This is a genomic window from Arcicella sp. (assembly GCF_964672035.1).
Window position 1 is genome coordinate 51,402 of the sequence record NZ_CBABQS010000003.1, and the last position, 20,937, is coordinate 72,338.

The 20,937-nt window shown below is 35.1% G+C and carries 17 protein-coding genes and 1 tRNA gene; 15 read left to right on the forward strand and 3 right to left on the reverse strand.

The window, feature by feature from the left end:
- Positions 1–32: 32 nt before the first annotated feature.
- Together AC1W31_RS01440 and AC1W31_RS01445 are read right to left on the reverse strand one after the other, a co-directional pair.
- Positions 33–542: a gamma carbonic anhydrase family protein gene (locus tag AC1W31_RS01440; protein WP_481732615.1), complete on the reverse strand. Its 510-nt coding sequence runs from the start codon at positions 540–542 to the stop codon at positions 33–35.
- Between the two features lie 173 nt (positions 543–715).
- Positions 716–1,123: a DinB family protein gene (locus AC1W31_RS01445; protein ID WP_481732616.1), complete on the reverse strand. Its 408-nt coding sequence runs from the start codon at positions 1,121–1,123 to the stop codon at positions 716–718.
- A 172-nt stretch (positions 1,124–1,295) separates the two neighbouring features.
- Here AC1W31_RS01445 and AC1W31_RS01450 point away from each other — a divergent pair, with 172 nt between their 5' ends.
- The gene (locus tag AC1W31_RS01450) at positions 1,296–1,490 is read left to right on the forward strand and encodes a hypothetical protein (RefSeq protein ID WP_481732617.1); all 195 of its coding nucleotides are present in this window, start codon (positions 1,296–1,298) and stop codon (positions 1,488–1,490) included.
- Here the strand turns inward: AC1W31_RS01450 and AC1W31_RS01455 are convergent.
- Complete coding sequence (locus tag AC1W31_RS01455) at positions 1,477–2,037, reverse strand: Riean_0653 family protein (RefSeq protein WP_481732618.1); 561 nt, start codon at positions 2,035–2,037, stop codon at positions 1,477–1,479. The genes AC1W31_RS01450 and AC1W31_RS01455 overlap by 14 nt on opposite strands.
- A gap of 281 nt (positions 2,038–2,318) precedes the next feature.
- On the opposite strand from AC1W31_RS01455, the gene AC1W31_RS01460 reads away from it, so the two are divergent.
- The 14 genes from AC1W31_RS01460 (at position 2,319) to AC1W31_RS01525 (ending at position 20,870) form a co-directional block, all read left to right on the forward strand.
- Entirely contained in the window at positions 2,319–2,795 is a 477-nt protein-coding gene (locus tag AC1W31_RS01460; protein ID WP_481732619.1) for a cytidine deaminase, read from the forward strand.
- A gap of 95 nt (positions 2,796–2,890) precedes the next feature.
- Entirely contained in the window at positions 2,891–3,565 is a 675-nt protein-coding gene (locus tag AC1W31_RS01465; RefSeq protein WP_481732620.1) for a TVP38/TMEM64 family protein, read from the forward strand.
- Between the two features lie 128 nt (positions 3,566–3,693).
- Positions 3,694–5,520 carry a 30S ribosomal protein S1 gene (gene rpsA / locus AC1W31_RS01470; protein ID WP_481732621.1) on the forward strand — a complete coding sequence of 609 codons (1,827 nt, stop codon included), beginning with the start codon at positions 3,694–3,696 and terminating at the stop codon, positions 5,518–5,520.
- Between the two features lie 206 nt (positions 5,521–5,726).
- Positions 5,727–5,797 (forward strand) — tRNA-Cys (locus AC1W31_RS01475).
- Positions 5,798–5,989: 192 nt separating this feature from the next.
- Positions 5,990–7,156: a site-specific integrase gene (locus AC1W31_RS01480; RefSeq protein ID WP_481732622.1), complete on the forward strand. Its 1,167-nt coding sequence runs from the start codon at positions 5,990–5,992 to the stop codon at positions 7,154–7,156.
- On the forward strand, positions 7,156–8,112 hold the full coding sequence (locus AC1W31_RS01485; protein WP_481732623.1) for a hypothetical protein: 957 nt from the start codon (positions 7,156–7,158) through the stop codon (positions 8,110–8,112). Before AC1W31_RS01480 ends, AC1W31_RS01485 begins: the two co-directional genes overlap by 1 nt.
- 335 nt (positions 8,113–8,447) lie before the next feature.
- Positions 8,448–8,738 carry a helix-turn-helix domain-containing protein gene (locus tag AC1W31_RS01490; RefSeq protein WP_481732624.1) on the forward strand — a complete coding sequence of 97 codons (291 nt, stop codon included), beginning with the start codon at positions 8,448–8,450 and terminating at the stop codon, positions 8,736–8,738.
- 138 nt (positions 8,739–8,876) lie between these two features.
- The gene (locus AC1W31_RS01495; RefSeq protein ID WP_481732625.1) at positions 8,877–10,214 is read left to right on the forward strand and encodes a primase-helicase family protein; all 1,338 of its coding nucleotides are present in this window, start codon (positions 8,877–8,879) and stop codon (positions 10,212–10,214) included.
- A 321-nt stretch (positions 10,215–10,535) separates the two neighbouring features.
- Positions 10,536–11,435, forward strand: a complete 900-nt coding sequence (locus AC1W31_RS01500; protein WP_481732626.1) for a toprim domain-containing protein — start codon at positions 10,536–10,538, stop codon at positions 11,433–11,435.
- Between the two features lie 718 nt (positions 11,436–12,153).
- On the forward strand, positions 12,154–13,038 hold the full coding sequence (yhdJ, locus tag AC1W31_RS01505) for an adenine-specific DNA-methyltransferase (protein WP_481732627.1): 885 nt from the start codon (positions 12,154–12,156) through the stop codon (positions 13,036–13,038).
- Positions 13,016–14,155: a hypothetical protein gene (locus AC1W31_RS01510; protein WP_481732628.1), complete on the forward strand. Its 1,140-nt coding sequence runs from the start codon at positions 13,016–13,018 to the stop codon at positions 14,153–14,155. Before yhdJ ends, AC1W31_RS01510 begins: the two co-directional genes overlap by 23 nt.
- A 1,362-nt stretch (positions 14,156–15,517) precedes the next feature.
- Entirely contained in the window at positions 15,518–17,281 is a 1,764-nt protein-coding gene (locus AC1W31_RS01515) for a DUF4331 domain-containing protein (RefSeq protein ID WP_481732629.1), read from the forward strand.
- A 94-nt stretch (positions 17,282–17,375) separates the two neighbouring features.
- A complete protein-coding gene (locus AC1W31_RS01520; RefSeq protein ID WP_481732630.1) occupies positions 17,376–19,409 on the forward strand; it encodes a DUF4331 domain-containing protein in 2,034 nt (677 codons plus the stop codon).
- Positions 19,410–19,571: 162 nt separating this feature from the next.
- Positions 19,572–20,870, forward strand: coding sequence for a tetratricopeptide repeat protein (locus AC1W31_RS01525; protein WP_481732631.1), 1,299 nt, complete (start codon positions 19,572–19,574; stop codon positions 20,868–20,870).
- Positions 20,871–20,937: the final 67 nt, after the last annotated feature.

The window sequence follows — 20,937 nt, forward strand, 5'->3', positions numbered from 1 at the left end:
ATTTCTCCCTTCCTCCCGTTTACCTTCCTCCTCTACTTAAACCATTCTGAATACATTACATAATTATTAGCTGTACGCATAAAAACTTCGGATGCTTCTGGAGAAACCATTTTCAATAATTTAGCGGGATTTCCTGCGTAAATTGAACCTGCGGGTACACGAGTATTTTGCGTAACAATTGCCCCTGCTGCGACAATTGAGCCTGTTTCAATTACCGCTCCATCCATTACGATTGCTCCCATGCCAATCAACACTTTGTCTTCAATTGTGCATCCGTGAACCACCGCATTATGAGCAATTGACACGTAATTTCCAATAATCGTTTGTGATTTTTGGTACGTACAATGAATCACCGCACCATCCTGAATATTTGAATTATGACCGATGATGATAGCATTAACATCTCCACGCACAACGGCATTAAACCAAATCGTACAATTATCTCCCATCGTCACATCTCCCACAATTGTTGAGTTTTCGGCAAACCAACAGTTTTTCCCAAATTTGGGCGAAATTCCCTTTACGGGTTTAATTAACGGCATATTTAGAAAGTATTAGGTATTATAGACAAAGTATTATGAACTTCATAACTGACTTTATTCCAACAAATATACACCTCCTCATTTTGAAGACCATAAAAAAGGCTAATGAAGATTTCTCGTTAGCTCATCAAATAAAAAAATCACTAATTCGCAATTCTCTCAATCACTAAATATTACAAATAACGTTCGTCAATTATTTGCAAATGATGAATACAATGTCCTAAAATGGCAAAACCCAGTGCTGGTACCGAAATCTCAAAATTGCTCGCAATACCTCTTTCTGCGAGCATTTCTTCATTAAAACTTTCAAATAATAAAATCGTAGCTTGACGAACTGCCACAAATTCAGCTATCAGTTTTTGAATATCTCTTTGCCCTGTGTTTGAAGTATCTCCGAACAGCACTTCGTCATATCCTGGCAAAGACGTTTTATCTTTTCGGGCAAAACGCAAAGCTCGGTAGGCAACAATCCGTTCAGTATCAATAATATGTCCTATCACTTCCTTAGTTGACCATTTGCCAACTTGATATTCATGGTTCAATTGTTCTTCGGAAAGAGCAAGTATTTTTTGCTCAACCAATTGCTAATTTTCTCGCAAACCTATCAGCAAATCTTGAGCTATAACCTTGTTGATATAGGTAATAAAATTCCCAAAATTATCACTTGGCGACGGTGGTGAAATATTCATAATTCTGTTAAATTCTAACATTTAATTAGGAAACATCATTGATTTTAGGATTCCAGACGGTGGAATGGCAATGTGGACAAAGTTAGACAAAAGTATTTCTTTGGTAGAGTTATCCGAAAAAGTAGGCAAAAAAGGACTTTATTTATCAAATGGCTTGGCTTATGAAGGATTAAACGCCTGTCGAATGGGTTTTGCGGCGATGAATTTGATGGAAAGGGAGGATGCGGTGGGGATTTTGAGATCGACTATTCACTTTTAATATCAAACCGTCCATCTTTCAAACTAAATACTTCCGAAGGATTGTCTTTATTACAGAAAGTTACGCTAAATGTACCTGCATAAATTTTAGTGATTGGGTTAAAATGCGTAATGGTTACTTCGTTTTCGCCCGTTTGAGCAATTGGGTATTGTCCGCAATTGCCACCCACACAACGCTGATATACACTTGCATAAGGCGTAAACTCAATGGCATTTTTTGGAAAATACGTCATAAATTTATACGTTCCAATGCCTTTTACTTTATCAACCATCAAGCTAATTGATTCACGAGTTTCTTGATTAGTTACGGTCAATCTCAAGGTTTCACTCTGAAAACGCCCCCAAACAACTGGCACGGGTTTGAAATTTGGATTAGACCTGTATCGTTGAAAAGGAGTCCAAATTGCGTCATTAATTTTCACACCAAAAGTCTGTTTTCCCATTTGTGTGGGTTCGGGTAATTCTTGTGGTTGTACATAATCATTTACTTCACAGCTCGTTAGCACTGCAAAAGCAAATAATGTGATTACGTACTTCATTAATTTCATTTTAATCTATTTTTTGAACGATGTTTTCTATCCTTTTTATGTGGTTGCAAATTATACATTATTTTGAAATAATTGTACAATTCATGGAAATTTAATATTGATACTTATTCTACGGTAATTTGATAGCACACAGTTTTAATCTGTAGAAGAATAAAGATTTTAATGCGTGTCTAATCCGTAAAACCCGTGTGCCATAGACAACTTTGAACTATTATTATCACAAATTAGTTATGTATTTCCCCATCTCAAAATCTTATAAAATAAACAACTAATGAACTGATATGCAGAAACTTAATTTAATAATTTCACTCGAAAAGTACGATAACGAAAACGAACTTACACTAATTGAACAAAAACTTTTGTCGGAAGCCCGCAAAGCCACTTATAAATCTTATGCACCTTATTCAAAATTTCACGTAGGAGCGGCGGTGTTGTTAGATGATGACCAAATTATTACTGCCAATAATCAAGAAAATGCCGCTTTCCCTTCAGGTTCATGTGCGGAACAATCAGCGATTTTTTGGATTGGCGCTAATTATCCCGACCGTAAAATCAAATCCATTGCCGTGATTGCTCGTCCAGGTTCGGGCGATGTTTTCCGAGGCGTTCCTCCTTGCGGAGCATGTCGTCAGGCAATGTTAGAATACGAAAATCGTCAAAAGCAACCTATCCGTTTATTGATGTTGGGAGCTGACAATCAAATATTAATTACTGATTCAATTGGCGATTTATTACCTTTAAAGTTTAATGAATTTTAGTATAGGGATTGTGGATTAGGTAATTAGGAATTAAGGAAAGAGTATTTTCTCCTAATCTCTAATTACATAGTCCCTACTTACCCAATCCCTAACCCATGCTCAATTTCCTCAAAAAAAATGCTTTCACCATCCTTTACACCTTTTTCTTAGGACTCATGCCTTTATTGGTCAGTGCTTCAATTAGTTATTGGGTCATTACGCACGAACAGGAAATCCAACATTTTACCTTTCAAAATTGGGTAATTGCTTTTATAATTGCCTGTTTTACGATGGCTTTTGCCCTCACGCCTACTACCTTTATTGCCTTACTGAGTGGTTATTTCTTAGGTTGGCAAGCGTTTTTTCCTATTGCTATTACGTACTGGATTGCCTCCTTTTTAGGTTTCAAAACTGCCCAAATGATTGATGGAGGACGTTTTCTGCAAATTCTTTCCGAAAAACCAAAGGTGAAACAAATCTTAGAAAATCTTCAAAAAGACGAGTTCAAAATTATTCTGCTTGCTCGATTATCGCCCGTTTTGCCTTTTGCCGTAACCAATGTATTATTCTCTTTTTCGGGTACTAAATTGCGTAATTTTCTTACCGCAGGATTTCTCGGAATGTTACCCAGAACCATCCTTTCAATATGGATCGGCACGCAAGCACAGGAAATCAAAAAATTAATTGAACACCCAAGCGAAGGTAACATCACACAATTCTTGATTTTGGGTTTAATTGGTGGCTCGATTTTGGGTTTAGGATATTTTATTAAAAAGGCAATAAAAGTGTAAAAAATCTCCTCATTTTCAACTAATTAACTAAAAATTTGTATCTTTGCACCCCCAATTAAATGGGGATTCACAAAATTCTTCGCACTTTGCCCGAGGCGATGATGTAAAAAGGGCTGTTAATTATACACATGGCTAATCAATTAGCAGATTTTGACTGGGATTCAGTCGCATCCAAAGGATTCGGAGGGGGTTACTCATCTGAACAAAGAGCTCAATTAGAGGCGCTTATCGAAGGAACTTTAAATCAAGTAACTGAGAAAGCAGTAGTAAAAGGTACGGTCGTAGGGATTACTGACCGTGAAGTTATCTTAAACATCGGATTCAAATCTGACGGTTTAGTACCAACTTCAGAATTTAGAGATATGCCCGACTTGAAAGTGGGCGACGTAGTGGACGTTTACGTAGAAAACCAAGAAGACAAATCTGGTCAATTGATTCTTTCTCGTAAGTTAGCTAAAGTAATGACTGCTTGGAAAAACATTGAAGATGCTCTTGAATTAGATACAATCATTGATGGATTTGTAAAACGTCGTACAAAAGGTGGTCTTATCGTGGATATTTATGGTATTGAAGCATTCTTACCAGGTTCACAAATTGATGTGAAACCAATCCGTGATTTTGATATCTTTGTTGGAAAGAAAATGGAAGTTAAAGTGGTTAAAATCAACCACGCTAACGATAACGTAGTAGTATCACATAAAGTATTGATTGAGAAAGACCTTGAACAACAACGTCAATCAATCCTTACTAACCTTGAAAAAGGACAAGTATTGGAAGGTGTTATTAAGAACATGACTAACTTCGGTGTATTCATCGATTTAGGTGGTGTTGATGGTTTACTTCACATTACTGATATTTCGTGGGGACGTATCAATCACCCACAAGAAATGCTTAAACTTGATCAGAAAATCCAAGTGGTTGTTTTGGACTTCGACGAAAACAAGAAACGTATTTCATTAGGTATGAAGCAATTACAAGCTCACCCTTGGGATGCTTTAGCAGAAACAACTGAAATTGGATCTAAAGTAAAAGGTAAAATCGTAAACGTAGCAGATTACGGTGCTTTCTTAGAAATCACTCAAGGTGTTGAAGGTTTAATTCACGTTTCAGAAATGTCATGGTCGCAACACTTGCGTAATCCACAAGACTTCTTGAAAGTTGGTGATATGATTGAAGCCGTTGTTTTGACACTTGATCGTTCTGAACGCAAAATGTCATTAGGTATCAAACAATTGACTGAAGATCCTTGGACTAAACAAGATTTATTAGCTCGTTACGCTTTAGGTTCTAAGCATACTGGAACGGTTCGTAACTTGACTAACTTCGGTTTATTCCTTGAATTAGAAGAAGGTATCGATGGATTAGTACACGTTTCAGATTTATCTTGGACAAAGAAAATCAAGCATCCATCTGAGTTTGTGAAAGTAGGTGATAAATTGGACGTAATCGTATTAGAACTTGATGCAGATAACCGTCGTTTAGCACTTGGACACAAACAATTGGAAGAAAATCCATGGGATACTTTCGAGTCAATCTTCACAGTAGGTTCAGTACACAAATGTACAATCACTGCCAAAAATGACAAAGGAGCTACTTTAGAATTGCCTTACGGAATTGAAGGTTCGTCGGCGTTGAAGCAAATTGTGAAAGAAGATAGTTCAGTAGCCGAGGTTGGTGAGCAATTAGATTTCAAAGTAACTGAATTCAACAAAGAAGACCGCAAGATTCAACTTTCACATGTTCGTACATACAACGACACGAAAGAAGAGGTTGCCGTAGAAGAGAAGAAGAAAAACACGAAGGATTCACAGAAATCATCATCTTCAACTGACAATGCTGAGAAATCAACTTTGGGAGATTTAGATGCGCTTACCAATTTGAAAGCTCAAATGGAAGATTCAGCTCGTGAAGAAGCGAAAAAGAAATTAGATAAAAAAGCGAAAGTTGCTGAATAATCTGGTTTTAGAATAATAGAAACGTCCTATTGGCTTTGCTGATAGGACGTTTTTTTATTAAAAATATATTACCGTAATTATCTGATTATCAGTTTTGTACTGATTTTATGATATAAACTGCGTATAAATCTATTGAAATACTTCTTTCAATGCTTTGATTTTAAACAAAACGGCATTACTTTTGCAACCCATTCAATACATAAGATGGTCTTGTGGCCGAGAGGTTAGGCAGAGCTCTGCAAAAGCTTCCACAGCGGTTCGAATCCGCTCGAGACCTCACTAATAACACCATAAAGCCCTGACTATCAGGGCTTTATCTGTTTTAGGGGTGCAAAGACTATTTTTAAAAAGCCGTTTAGAATACAATAGAGTACATTATAGCTCATTAGGTTTGTTACCTTTTTTGTTACCAATAGATTCAACCCTTTTAATCCTACGTTTGCGACTGTAATTTTAAAACACTCGTAAAATGAATGAATTTGTAAGGTATTCATTACTATTTAATCGAAAAAATAGTATTGATTTAAGAGGTGAAGCACCTATTGAAATTAGAATGTATCAAAATGGCGAAACCAAGATTAAAGGCACAGGATTAAGTATTAAGCCAGATGGATGGAACATTGAGAAAAAACGCCCAAAGGATAATTCTGTTAATCGAAATTGTGAAACACTTATCCAAGAATTAAAGAAATTTGAATCTGATTTTAGAATTAAAAACGGGCGGTTTACTCTTACAGATTTTCAATACCAACATACACCCGAACCGATACCACAACCTAAGAACGTATCATTTACAAAATTCTATGCTGACCAACTCGAAGGGGAAAAAGCACTAAAACAAGAATCTTGGAGAACTCGAAGATTATCATTTCAATATTTTAAAGAGTTCCGTCCAGAGGTTCGTTTTGATGAAGTGAATTATTTATTAGTACATCAATTTGATTTATTCTTGAATACAAAGAAGCTCCACACCAACACGATAGCCAAACATCATAAGCATTTTAGAAAGTATATTATTCAAGCTATCAAGAGCCGTTTGATATTGCCACAGGATAACCCCTATATAGATTTTCCTATAAACAAAGTTCCTTTTAAATCTCAATTTTGTACGGAAGAGGAATTACAACGATTGGAGGAACTGACTTTTGAGCCAAACGAAAAAATGTTAGAACGATGCAGAGATATGTTTCTTTTTGGGTGCTATACAGGGCTAAGGTTCAACGATGTATATAAACTCAAAGCAAAGCACTTTCACCACACAAACGAAGGCTTAATACTTGAATACCAAGCCAATAAGACTAATAAATTTGGAGAAAAGTATTTGTTTTCTTTATTCAATGGAAAACCCCAGACCATAGCCACCAAGTATATGCCAAATAACGACGATGCTTTATTTAAGGGACTGACAAACCCGAAAGTAAACCTAAATCTTAAAGCGTTGGCGAAACGTGCCAATATCAACAAGCCGTTGCGGTTTAAAGATTCAAGAGATACGTTTGGAACAATTTTGATTAGCAAAGCACCGATAAACGTAGTTAGAGACGAAATGCAGCATAGTTTTATAACAACAACACAGAAATATTTACACCTAACACCCTCAATGAAAAAACAGGAACTAAAGAAAATCAAATGGTAATGGAAGAAACAAAACGGAAATATCAGAAGCATAAAACGGAGAAGAAGATTACTGTTAAGCACTATTTAATACCCAAACATACAGTCTCTCAAAGTAATCTTTTTGATAATGAGAGCAATGTTATTAAACAAATAAACTTAGCTCATATTGTTAGTACTATTTATGTTCAAGTAACTTACAACAGAAAAAGTACAAAATTTAGAAGTGAAATTCGAGAATGTTACATTGATAATATTCCAGAGATTCCTGTTTTGGACAAATTTGATGAATTTGAAGATTACTATTTTAATGAAAATAATGACTTGATTCGTGGCTTACTAAGGGACGCTAATTATATAAAATGGATAGTGGAGCATGAGATTAAGTTTAATCCAAATTTTGATATTTCAGCACTCCCAGACATTTATCAAAGTCCAAAATACAAATTAATTACTTTTGTAGAGTTTAGCTTAAATTCGTATATTGAATCTGAATTAAAGACAAAAATAAAAAAGTTAGATTTAGAATTACTTGGATCTTTATTGTCTAATCCTAAACTATCGGCTTTACAAAACTTAGAATATTTCAAAAGTCTATATCCAGAATTAAAATTATCAAATTTGAAAGATAAATATGGTTCTCAAATTTGGTTTTTAAACTTGTATTTAGAAAATTTCACATTAAACAATGATTTTCAAATGGATATACAAGGTCATGAAAAATATAGCTATATTACAATACCACCGACATCAATAACTGTTTTTGATTTTTTTACTAATGTACTCAAAAGAAAATTTTTTATTAATGTATTCAAAAAAAATGTTTTTTCTAAAGGATGGTTTGATTTAGAGGGTGTGGGAAATAAGGACATTATTTATAAAGATATTGACATATTATTTGCAGATTATTACTCCATTTACGATTTTGGTTCGTTTTACAATCAAATTGTGAATTCTAAACTTCTTGTGGAGAAATAAGGGAGAAATGCAGACTAATCTGAACCATGTTTGGCGGAGCAAACTGGTTCTTCTTCAATTTTGATGAAAGTTTATTCCTCCTTTAAAATCACAAATACTTAAATTCTCATATTCTCTCCTTGTTTCTATATGGGCGGATTTTTAGTAAAATTTGTTTTCTAAAACTACCTAAGAGAATATTTTTTACTAAAATTGACGAAGAACCATTTTAAACGAAATACTCAATAGAAGAATAAAATGTTTCAATAATTAAAACATTTTATGAAAAATGTTTTAATTATTGAAACATTTTTGTAAAATTGCATATAAAATTAAACTTAACAAAGTTCAACTATATGCAAAACGCAACAAAAGAGTACAGCCCAAGCACAAATTTTGAGAAGTTTGTACTCGCAAGTTTGGCAGAAATTAAACGCCAACTTCCCAACTCCAATACCATTCCCACAGGAGACTATCTTACTCCAGTTGAGGTTTGTTCCATTCTAAAAATCTCTAAAGGTAAATTTTATCAGTTAGTAGCTGATGAAGTTTTAACTACCATCAAACCAGACCCAAGAGGGCGTAAAACCTATGTGCTACGCTCCCAAGTTGAAAACTTATTCCCAAAAGATTTCCTAAAAAAATAAATTCCGTTGTGGAGTCATTTTAATGACCTCACGACGGAATTTATTTTTTGAATTTAGCAATAAAAAAACCGTTGTGCGACTAACACAACGGCTAAAATAATTTTTAAATGCTTCTTGAACAGGAGCAAAATTACAAAAATGATACTAGAAAATCAAGAAATTTCAAAGAACAAAACTGCAATAAAATTAGAAGGTTTTCCTCTAAAACAAGTTTTACCAAAACTACAAGGTGATAGTGATGAGGATGAAATTATAAAGGAAGAGAAAAAGCGAAAGTTGAAGCAAATCGCTCTTAAATATATCAGAATCCGAGACGATTATTATAAAATTGTCTTTCGTCCCGACAAGTCAGGAAAGTTATATAAAGACCTCCTTAGACTATCTAAAACCACTATCACAGACGACTATACAAAGGGCATATTAAAGTACATAAACAAGTATGATGATTTTACCTTAGTTGCTTCACACATCAATTATCAGCAATCAATCAACGGTTTTTACAACCAATACCACGAAGTAACCCACAAGCCAACACAAGGCGACTGCGTAAATATTTTTCATATCCTTACTCACATTTTCGGAGAAAGTCATATTGATTTTATTTTGGATTATCTCCAAATTTTATACACCAATCCAAATCAATGTTTACCTATCATCTTGATAGAATCCTCTGATAAAAATACAGGTAAAACAACCGTATCAAATTTATTCTATTGGATATTTCAGTACAACGCCATTAAACTTGGTAATAGTGATTTACAAAGTGAATTTGGCGGTTTTTGGTTGCAACGTCTTTTAATTATAGTGGACGAAACAAGTCTTGAAAAACAAGGCGTTACCCAAATGCTGAAACGACTTTCAACGGAAACGGGAAAGGTTACTTCCAATGAAAAAAACAAGGCTCAACGTGAAGTGGACTTTATCGGTAAATTCATCTTCTTATCAAATGATGAAGGCAAAGCCCTACAAATCGAGAGAGGAGACCCTCGTTGGGCAGTTTTCAAAGCCCCAACGTTTGCAGAGAAGGGATATAAAGACGACCCAAAAATTAGCGAAAAAATACAGCAAGAAATTCCCGCTTTTCTGCATTTTCTAATGAATAGAAAGTTAGTACATTCCTTAGAATCTCGAATGTATTTTGCACCAGAAGTTTACCGTACATCTCAATTAATGCTTTATTATGATAACAGTATTTCGTTAGTGGCTCAAGCAATCAAACAATTAGTGAAAGATACTTTTGCCATGTTTCCAGATGAAACAGAATTAAGATTTTCAATTACAAATATCATGGATGAATTGAAGGGTAATATTAGATTTTTGGAGAAAGAGAAAGTTCGTAAAGCCCTCGACATTGAACTAAAAATAAAGCAATCCGAAAAGAAAGGTCGTTACGATTATTTAAGCCTTTCAAGTGCAGAGCGTGGTAATACTTCATCAATGGAAAGTAATAGTATTACCTATCAATTCTTAAAATAATGGATTCTTAGAAAAGTACAATTAGGTATATAACTAATAATTTCGTTTTGGAACGTTTGGAACATTTTTGGAACAGTAAAAACGCAAAAAATGAAGTTTTTTAGTATAAAAGTCCCTTTTTTAAAAAGTGTTTATTTTTTGGAACATTTGGAACATGGTATATAATTATCTACATATCAAGTATTTATACTGTTCCAAAAATGTTCCAAACCTGTTCCAAGTGTTCCAAATGTTCCATGTTCCAAAAAAAAGGCTACTTCTCAAAATCGGGACTTTTGAAGGTTACAAAAAAAAGCACTGCAATTTTAAGATTTTAAAACCATGATAAATCAAGAACAAATAAAGGAATTAAAGCAAGTTTCCATAGTTGAATATTTGGAAGGAAAAGGAATAAATCCAATCTCAAAAAGTGGTAATTATTTTATGTATCATTCACCGCTAAGAAACGACCCTATACCGTCATTTTCTGTAAGTCCTACCAAGAATACATTTTATGATTTAGGCAATGACAGCGACAAAGGAAACATCATTGAGTTAGTAATGAGAATGGAGCGTGTAAGTTTTGTAGAAGCGTGTAAATATTTAGATAGTCAGGACTTAATGAAAGAGAAAGAAAATGAAAATTCTCTTTCTCTTTCATTAAGTCAAAACCCTATTAATGAGATTAAGAACTACGAAGTTACAGCCGTGAAGAATTTACAACACCCCGCCCTAATCCGCTATGTGGAGAACCGTAAAATTACCCTACACACAGCGTTTAGTTATCTCAAAGAAATTCACTATAAAAACGCCAAAGGGCAATTTTTTGGAGTTGGTTATCAAAATGATGTTGGTGGGTATGTTCTACGAAGTGAAATAATGAAAAAGCCTATCAATTTAGGTAAGTCAGGAATCAAAACTTTTGCAATTTCTGACAGTAAAAATGTTTCAATATTTGAAGGTCTCTTTGATTTTTTATCATGTATTGAACATTACAAACGTCCGCCACGATGCACGGCTATTATTCTAAATTCAGTCTCGAATTTATCCCAAGCTATGCCACAATTAACAGGAGCAACCACGATTTACAGCTACTTGGATAACGACCCAGCAGGGAAAAAAGCAACCCAAAAAATGAGAGATGCAGGATTGAATGTTTCAGACAAATCCACGATTTACAAAGGCTTCAACGATTTTAACGAATATTGGACGGCATCAAGCAAAACACCCGATGGAAATTAAGGTATTTCGAGTATTTCACGAGTTCTGTTCGGGAATCTCTACGAGTTCGGTAATTTTCGATAAATGCGAGTTCTGTTCGATAATCTTACGAGTTCTATTTGGGAATTGCCATGAGTTCGGTAATTTTCGATAACTGCGAGTTCTGTTCAATAATCTCACGAGTTCTGTTCGGGAATTGCTACGAGTTCGGGAATTTTCGATAACTGCGAGTTCTGTTCGGGAATTGCTACGAGTTCGGAAATTTTCGATAATTGCGAGTTCTGTTCGGGAATTGCTACGAGTTCGGGAATTTTCGATAACTGCGAGTTCTGTTCGATAATCTCACGAGTTCTGTTCGGGAATTACTACGAGTTCGGGAATTTTCGATAACTGCGAGTTCTGTTCGATAATCTCACGAGTTCTGTTCGGGAATTGCTACGAGTTCGGGAATTTTCGATAACTACGAGTTCTGTTCGGGAATTGCTACGAGTTCGGGAATTTTCGATAATCATTGTGTAACCCCAACCCCAATTGTAGGCACAAAGAAAGAGCGTTGTAGGCACAATGTTTTTTTTGTTTTCTTATCAAATTTCCCTTTGATTTCCCATCTGTACCAAGCCCAAACCGTTATACTTCATTTTTTTGAGACACTTTAATGTTGCAAGTTTTTTTACATTCTTGCTTGACAATGAGTAACTTTGTCTAAATTTATTAGCATAATTAGCGTAATCATTTGACAATGGAAATATTTGGAACAAATAATCACAAAATAATACACGGTGACGCATTAGAGGCATTACGAACACAAGTTGCAGACCATTCTGTTGACCTTCTTTTTGCTGACCCACCCTACAACATTGGCAAAAATTTTAATGGACATATAGAAAAATGGAAGACTGAAGAAGCCTATTTGGAATGGTGCTACGAATGGCTTGACTTGTGTATCAAAAAACTTAAACCTAATGGCAGTTTTTATGTAATGACAGCGACACAGTTTTTGCCTTATTTTGACATTTTCCTTCGCAAAAAATTAGATATTCTTTCAAGAGTTGTTTGGAGTTATGACAGTTCAGGTGTGCAGGCAAAAAAATACTTTGGTTCAATGTACGAACCTATTTTGTTTTGCGTGAAAGACAAAAACAATTATACTTTCAATGCAAATGACATTTTAGTAGAAGCAAAAACAGGTTCAAAAAGAAAGTTAATTGACTATCGAAAAGCCGTACCTACTCTTTACAACACAGAGAAAGTTCCTGGTAATGTTTGGGATTTTGCAAGGGTTCGTTATCGTATGAACGAATATGAAAATCATCCAACCCAAAAACCAATTGCTTTAATGGAAAGAATAATAAAGGCAAGTTCTAAAGAAGGTGATTTAGTATTAGACCCATTTTCAGGTACTTTTACCACTTGTTCAGTTGCAAAAGAACTAAATAGAAGATGTATTGGAATTGAAATGCAAGATGAATACGTAAAAATTGGATTAAGAAGATTACAATTAGCTGAAGAATATAAAGGGGAAAAACTTGAAAAAGAAATAAGAACCTTTGAAACGGAAAAAATGGCAACAATTCGAAACCTTAAATTATTTGAAGAACCTAATGGAACATACATTCACGGCTAATATAAAAGAAATACTTTTTAATAAATTTAAAGCTGATGCGGAAGAAATATTCAAGAACAGCAATTTAATCCAATATATAAATTTCAAGACACGTTCAGCAAACAAAGGCTCAAAAGCCCGTTCAAGTTTTGCTAATTTATATGCTATTTACGTTTTGGTGGAAGATTATCTTGAGAATAAGTTTGACCAATCAGGAACATATTCTGAGTACGAAGGTTCAATTTATAATAAGTTGTTTACTCGTCAACGCCAACTTCCTTTTGGTGGTAGTCTTCAAAATCATGCTTTGAACAATCGAATGAATGCGGAGTTTAAAAAATATTTTCCAACATCTGACATTATCCCTATTTTAAGAAAGCTTGATACAAATAGGTATTGGATAAATGAAAACTTACTAAAAACCAAAGTTGGCCAAACAGATTACAACTTGGCTTCAGTAATTATTGAGATAATTGTTGATTATACTAAAACGAAGCAAGATTCTTTTCAACGTTTCATAAAAACATGTGAGGAATTACAAGAAATAGAAGCCTCAAAATCCGAAGAGGTTATCAAATTTATCAGCGGCTTACTTGCACCAAATGTTGATGCAAGACTTTTTGAAATCGTAAGCTATTCAATTCTAAAGTATTTTTATCACGACCAAAATGTTTATTGGGGTTTTGAAATTGACAACTTAACAAAAGAGACTTTAAAACTTTACAAAACAGGAAGAACAAATGCAAACGATGGAGGAATTGACTTTGTTATGAAGCCCCTTGGAAGGTTTTTTCAAGTAACAGAGACTTTAGATTTTAAAAAATACTTTCTTGATATTGACAAAATTCAGAAATTCCCAATAACTTTTGTCGTTAAGTCTGACGAACCAGTTGACCAACTTCTAAAAAAAATTAAGACTAATGCCAACAAGATGTATTTGGTCACTGCAATTGTTGACAAATACATGTCATGTATTGAAGAAGTAATAAATATTCCAACCTTAAATCAACGTTTCAGTGAAACAATACAGTTAGGCTATTTGAATAACATTCTTGAGGAAATTATCACACAAAGTAAAATTGAATTTAACTACACAGAGACAGAGCAACTAGACGAAGAAGAAGAAGAAAGCGTATAACAAAAACAATTTTGCAATTGATACTGTTGAAACCACGGGAACGAAACTACTGTATAGAAGAATGAAACTGAGCAAACTAAGAAATGAAAAGGTAATGATTTTGAAAAATACATTGAAGGAATATATGCCATGAGCAACACTAACCCTGATTTAATATTCCGATTCAAGATGAAAGATATTGACAAAAAATTTGCTGTTGAGTGTAAATGCAGAAGTGACTATTATAAAAGTGGTGTAGAATGATTTTCAAAATAAACAGTTACAAAGTTATAAAACCTTTGCCACCGATAAAGGAATACCCGTTTTTGTCGCAATAGGCATTGGTGGCATTGCCACAGCTCCAGAAGAGTTATTCATTATTCCCTTAACTGAAATCTCAGACATGTTTTTGACAAAATCATTTTTTAGCAAATACAGGAAAGAAAAAATCAAAGATAATAATTTGTTTTACGATTATGAGGTGGGAGGTTGAAATAAGCCCTTTTTGTTACCATTTTGTTACTTTCTATTTCATAAAGACATAAATATCTATAAGCCAACACGTTATGTAGTTCGCTCGAGACCTCCAAATTTTTAAAAGCTCCTATTTTAGGAGCTTTTTTTTTGCCTTACATTCTAAAATGTGTGAATGTTGTAATTTTTTTCAAAAATACTATAATTGTTATCAAGCCAAGTGATTTTATCTTTGTTGCGTAATTATTACAAAAACAACAAAGATGAAGGTTTTAAGAGCCTTTTAATTCATATAAAGATAGTAAAAGGTAAATTAGTGGTTAGGTATTTCGGAAACGTTCTCTGGTTACAGAGGACGTTTTTTGTTTCATACTATCTTATTAACTTATTGATAATATGCGAATTATGAAATAATTAATGAAAATTGTGTAACAATTAATTTATCTTAATTACTGAAATTTGTAATGCAATCTTTCAATAAGAAATTATCTATTTCTTAGAATTATTAAAAACACAAAACCTTTAAACCGAATAAATCTAATTAATTATCGTTTTTGATAACTCGTTAAAATTTTAGTTCTAAACCTTAACTCACTAACTTTTCTTCAATGCCCAAATAGTGACGATTTAATTCCCTTTTCGATTAAATATTATGAAGATAAAACGCATAATATTTTTGCAATTCCCTACAAATTCCAAAAAAATTATTGCAATAAACAGCTTCAAATCCTTATTAAGCCTGTTAATATTATATTTTCTGACCAAAAATTTATAAAGTAAATCCAACCAACCGTTTTAAGCGTATATAAGTCAGGTTATGTAAAATAGCCTGAATGAAACTATATGTTTCATGGATAACAGAATAACCTCAGTATTTTTTCATTTTTTCAAACTTAAAAATTAAACCTTATGAACAGAAATGGTTTACCATTAAGAAGATGGCTAAAGTGCCTTACCTTCTTCGTTTCTCTGTCGATAGTCAATTTTGGCTATGCTTCCAGCCACAGAGAAGCTCCGCTGATTTCTAACGACCCATTGGCTGACAACACCGATGTGTATGCTTTCCGAAGCCCTGATGACCCAAATATGATTACGATTATTGCCAATTACATTCCTTTTGAATCTCCCGAAGGAGGTCCAAATTATTATACATTTGGTAGTAGAGTACGTTACGAAATCCACGTAAAAAATAAGGCCAATACACCTGGGGATGATATTACGTACCGTTTTACATTCATGACTACTAATGAAGATCCTTCAACTTTCTTCAATATTCGTCTTGGCAAACAAAACCAAAAGACAACGTATATATGTGAGAAAAGTATGGACGGCGGTAGAACATTCACAACAATTATTATGAATGGTACTGTTCCTCCAGCTAATATTGGGCCTCGCTCGATTGATAACCCTGTGCTTGGTTTGAACAGTTCTTACGATGCTTTGGCGGCTCAGTCTATCATGACTACGGCAGCGGGTGAAAAAGTGTTCTGTGGTCCCGTTGATGATCCATTCTTTGTGGATTTAGCCGGTGCTTTTGATGTGGGCAATTTCCGTCCACAAGGTAATTCTACTAATGCGCCAATTGATGGTTTGAACCGTTTTAATGTTCATACAATTGCCATTAAAGTGCCAATCAATTTATTGCAAAAAGATGGCAAAATGGTTTCTGCAGCATCAAATATCCTTGACCCTGATTTTGTAATCGGTGTTTGGGCTTCGGCAAGTCGTCAAAGAATTCAAACTTTATTCAAAGATGGTGACGTAGGAATGGATGGTGATTACGTACAGGTTTCACGCTTAGGAATGCCATTAGTAAACGAGGCAATTATTCCATTGGGCATGAAAGACCGTTGGAATGCAACCATGCCTTATGGTGGTGCTGATTTGCAATTTGCTCAATATTTCACCAATCCAGAATTAGCTCTATATATGGATGATTCACAATTTGGTGGTGCTGTTCCTTCGTTAAATGCGCTTCGTATTCAATCAAAATCTTTGGGTTCTTTCGATTTCCGTAATGGAAAAGCTGGTTTAGCTGGTTTGAAAGGAAATGCGGCTTTGAACGGAACGGCTTTGGCAGAGTCTGCCTTCGGAGGTGTTTTATTACCAGATATGAAAAGCCCAAGAGCGGTTGATATTCTTCCAATTTTCTATACAGGTGTTCCAAATTTAGCTCCTTACCAATTGGCTTCGGGCAAAGCAGGAAATCCATTGGCAGCAGGTAAACCCTTCATCAACAACTTTTTACCTACTTTGGGTGATATGTTGCGTTTGAATATGGCAGTACCCGTAACACCACGTAATAGTGCAGATTTCAATTCATTAGGATTGGTTTATGCTGCAGTCTTAGGATTGACTGATGCACGTTTCAACGGAACAAAAGACATTCAATTTATTCCAAATATGGATGGTTTCCCCAACGGAAGACGTTTAGAGGATGATGTTACAACCATCGAATTGCAGGCAGTTGGTGGCGTTGTTTTGGCAGCCGTTGGTTTATGGTACGATGATTTTATTCCAGGTACAACAGCCAGTCCAGTTACGCCAAAGTTACTTTCTAATTTAGGTTTCACTTCTGGACCAACTAAAAATGACGCTCAATTCAAAACAGGTTTCCCTTACATGGCAAGTCCGTGGAGAGGATTTGATTATCCAGAAAAAGCTCGTTTTTAATGCAACCATAATAAGTATATAGGAGACAGAGAAAACAGAGATAAAACTCTTAAATCTTAATCTTATAATTCATCACTTTTATTTAAAGATACTAATGAAAAAACTAATATATATGATAGGATTGCTGGCTTTGATATGCCAGTTCCCGTCGCAAATCTTGGCATCCTCTCATCGAGAAGCCCCGCTAATTTCAAATGACCCGTTGGCAGATAATACGGACGTGTATGCCTTTAAGAGTCCAACAAACCCAGAGAATATCGTTTTAATTGCCAACTATATTCCCTTTGAACATCCTGCGGGAGGACCAAATTGGTATTCTTTTGGAGAAAGAATACGTTACGAAATTCACGTGGATAATAATGCTGGAACACCAGGCGATGACATCGTTTACCGTTTCACTTTTATGAAAACAAACGAAGACCCTTCGACTTTCTTTGCGATTAGATTAGGAAAAGAAAATTTGAAGACAACTTACAATTGCGAGCGTAGTACAGACGGTGGAAGAAGTTTCACCACCATTATTTCAAACGGAAGTGTGCCTCCGCCAAATATTGGACCACGTTCAATCGAAAACACAACGGTTGGTTTGGGTGCAGCTTCTTACGATGATTTAGCGAAAAAGTCAATTATGACAGCTTCAACGGGTGAAAAAATCTTCTGTGGTCCTGTTGATGACCCATTCTTTGTTGATTTAGGGGGCATTTTTGATGTAGGAAATGTTCGTCCCGGAAGTGGAAAAGATGGCGTTGCGAAGTTCAATTGTCACTCAATCGTAATTGAAGTGCCAGTGGCTACTTTGCAGAAAAGCGGTAAATCTGTAGCCATGGCAAGTAATATTCTTGACCCTGACTATGTAATTGGCGTTTATGCTTCGGCAAGTCGTCAAAAAATTAGAACGTTTTATAATGGTGGTGATGTAGGAATGGACGGTGAATATGTACAAGTTTCACGTTTGGGAATGCCTTTGACCAACGAAGCCATTATCCCGATTGGTTTGAAAGACAAATGGAATGCAGTAGGTCCAGATAAAGACTTACAATTTGCTTCATATTTCACGAATCCAGAATTAGGATTATACATGGATGATTCACAATTTGGCACAGCAGTTCCAGGTTTATCAGCTTTAAGAATTCAATCAAAATCATTGGGTTCATTTGATTTCCGTAATGGAAAAGCAGGTTTATACAGCTTGAAAGGTAATGCAGCCTTAAACGGAACTGCACTTTCTGAGGCAGCTTTTGGTAGTATTTTATTACCAAATCCAACCAGTCCACGAGCGGTTGATATTTTACCAATTTTCTATACAGGTGTTCCAAACTTAGCTCCGTATCAATTAGCAACGGGCAAAGGTGGAAATCCATTAGCACCAGGTAAACCATTCATCAATAACTTCTTACCTACTTTGGGCGATTTGTTACGTTTGAATATGGCAGTTCCTGCAACGCCACGTAATAGTGCAGATTTCAATTCATTAGGCTTAGTTTATGCCGCAGTTTTAGGATTAACGGATGGTCGTTTCAATGGCTCAACGGCTTTGCAAATGATTCCAAATATGGATGGTTTCCCTAACGGTCGTCGTTTAGAAGATGACGTTACAACCATTGAATTGCAAGCAGTTGGTGGAGTTGTATTAGCCGCTATCGGTTTGTGGTATGACGATTTCACGCCAGGTGTTACAGCAAGTCCAGTTACGCCTAAATTATTGGGTACTTTAGGATTCAATGCTGGTGTAACGAAAAACGATACAACCTTGAAAGCGGTTTTCCCTTACGAGCAATCACCATGGAGAGGTTTCCGTGGAGGACAATATGCGGGTACGAAACAAACTAATTCGACTAACAAAGCTGAGCGTGTTTCATCTGAACCAATTACCGCAAAATTGTCAGTAAATGTTTTAGGAAATCCAGTAAGTGGTGATGAAGTTACCGTTGAAATCAGAGGAGCAAAAGGTGAGAATCTGGAGATGGATTTAGTCAATATGAAAGGACAAATTATTGGTCATCAATCAGTTGATGAAGCGGGCAATTATGAAACTAAAACTTTCAAATTGGGTAAAGAAGTAGGAACATATTTTCTTAGAACAGTTTCTCCAACTGAACGTAGTACGGTGAAGATTATTCGTAATTAAGTTTTTTTAATTATGAGTGATGGGTTGTGAATTGATATTTCGATAAAAATTCATAACTCATCACTCATAATTTTTTATCTCTAAATCCAAAAACTTTAAACTTTCGTATGTTAAATTATTGAAAGTCAATTAACTATAACATTATTCAAACCATCATTCGTCATGAAAACATCCATTACATTTGCGCAACAAGCGATTAAATACCTCTTTATTTTAACGATTTTAGTGGCTCAAATTAGCTGTAATAAAACGCACAAATCTGACAATTCAACGGCTCAAAACGGCTCCTCAAATTTAGAAATCCCTGCTCTTTTCGAGCGTACTGGCGATTTAGCAAAAGCCGAGGAATGGCAAAAAACGAGAGAGAAAGTTGATGAATTAAAGACGAAACTTGCCAAAGACCCCAACGATATTAAAGTCCGTTTACAGATTGCAACCATCTATTTATCCGAGGCCAGAATTACGGGCGAACATCCTTATTATTATCCTGCGGTATTAAAAATATTAGACGGAATTTTATATTTGTCGCCTGATAATTTTGAAGCTACCACCTTCAAAGCATCCGTAAAAATGTCTCAGCATCAATTTGCCGAAGCCCGTGAATTGGCGGAAGCAGCTCGCAAGATCAATCCAGATAATGCGTATGTTTACGGTGTTTTGGTGGATGCTAATGTGGAATTGGGTTTTTATAAAGATGCCATTGCGATGTCTGACAAAATGCAAGCCTTAAAACCATCTTTAGAATCTTATTCAAGAGCATCTTATCTACGGGAGATTTATGGAGACTTTAAAGGTTCAATCAGTGCCATGAAATTAGCCGTAGAAGCTGGAATGCCAGGTTCTGAACCTTTTTGTTGGAGCAAAAAAACGCTCGGGCATTTATACGAATCAACGGGGGAATTGAGTAAAGCGCAACAACAATACGATGATATTTTAGTGGTTCGTCCAAGTTATGCGTTTGCTTATGGTGGACAAGCAAGAATCTTGAAAGCAAAGAAACAATACAATAAAGCTTTGGAAGTTTTAGACAAAGCAACGAAAATAATGCCTGAATTTTCATTCCACGAAGAAATGGCAGAGATTTATGACCTTCAAGGAAATCACGAAAAAGCCTTGGATAAATACAAAGAAGTAGCTAAAATGTTAGACCAAGATGCAAAATCTGGACACGCTGTTGATTTGGAACTTTGTAAACTTTATACCAAAGCGGGCAATATGGGTTTAGCCTTGAAACATGGTTTAATTGAATACAAAAAACGACCAAGAAATATTGACGTAAACCACGCAATGGCAGTTGTAGCTTTCAAAATGAATGATTTCAAGAAAGCAAAAGAATATCTTTCAGTAGCCATGAGTACGGGCAGTAAAGACCCAGAATTATTGAATGATGCTGGTAAAATTGATAGAACCTTAGCAAAAGCACAATTTGGTTATGAACCAATTATTGTAGCTAATAAATAAATTAAGCGATTTTTTTAGTAATAGCGTGTTCACGATTTGTGTGTTCTTGAAGAAGAATAAAATACAC

Bases quoted from the DNA above. Each gene is read 5' to 3' on its own strand.
- AC1W31_RS01460 (WP_481732619.1), top strand. From the start codon at position 2,319: ATGCAGAAACTTAATTTAATAATTTCACTCGAAAAGTACGATAACGAA.
- AC1W31_RS01500 (WP_481732626.1), top strand. From the start codon at position 10,536: ATGATAAATCAAGAACAAATAAAGGAATTAAAGCAAGTTTCCATAGTT.
- AC1W31_RS01515 (WP_481732629.1), top strand. From the start codon at position 15,518: ATGAACAGAAATGGTTTACCATTAAGAAGATGGCTAAAGTGCCTTACC.
- AC1W31_RS01465 (WP_481732620.1), top strand. From the start codon at position 2,891: ATGCTCAATTTCCTCAAAAAAAATGCTTTCACCATCCTTTACACCTTT.
- AC1W31_RS01525 (WP_481732631.1), top strand. From the start codon at position 19,572: ATGAAAACATCCATTACATTTGCGCAACAAGCGATTAAATACCTCTTT.
- AC1W31_RS01520 (WP_481732630.1), top strand. From the start codon at position 17,376: ATGAAAAAACTAATATATATGATAGGATTGCTGGCTTTGATATGCCAG.
- AC1W31_RS01455 (WP_481732618.1), bottom strand. From the start codon at position 2,037: ATGAAATTAATGAAGTACGTAATCACATTATTTGCTTTTGCAGTGCTA.
- AC1W31_RS01440 (WP_481732615.1), bottom strand. From the start codon at position 542: ATGCCGTTAATTAAACCCGTAAAGGGAATTTCGCCCAAATTTGGGAAA.
- AC1W31_RS01510 (WP_481732628.1), top strand. From the start codon at position 13,016: ATGGAACATACATTCACGGCTAATATAAAAGAAATACTTTTTAATAAA.
- AC1W31_RS01490 (WP_481732624.1), top strand. From the start codon at position 8,448: ATGCAAAACGCAACAAAAGAGTACAGCCCAAGCACAAATTTTGAGAAG.
- rpsA (WP_481732621.1), top strand. From the start codon at position 3,694: ATGGCTAATCAATTAGCAGATTTTGACTGGGATTCAGTCGCATCCAAA.
- AC1W31_RS01450 (WP_481732617.1), top strand. From the start codon at position 1,296: ATGGCAATGTGGACAAAGTTAGACAAAAGTATTTCTTTGGTAGAGTTA.
- AC1W31_RS01485 (WP_481732623.1), top strand. From the start codon at position 7,156: ATGGAAGAAACAAAACGGAAATATCAGAAGCATAAAACGGAGAAGAAG.
- AC1W31_RS01495 (WP_481732625.1), top strand. From the start codon at position 8,877: ATGATACTAGAAAATCAAGAAATTTCAAAGAACAAAACTGCAATAAAA.
- AC1W31_RS01480 (WP_481732622.1), top strand. From the start codon at position 5,990: ATGAATGAATTTGTAAGGTATTCATTACTATTTAATCGAAAAAATAGT.
- yhdJ (WP_481732627.1), top strand. From the start codon at position 12,154: ATGGAAATATTTGGAACAAATAATCACAAAATAATACACGGTGACGCA.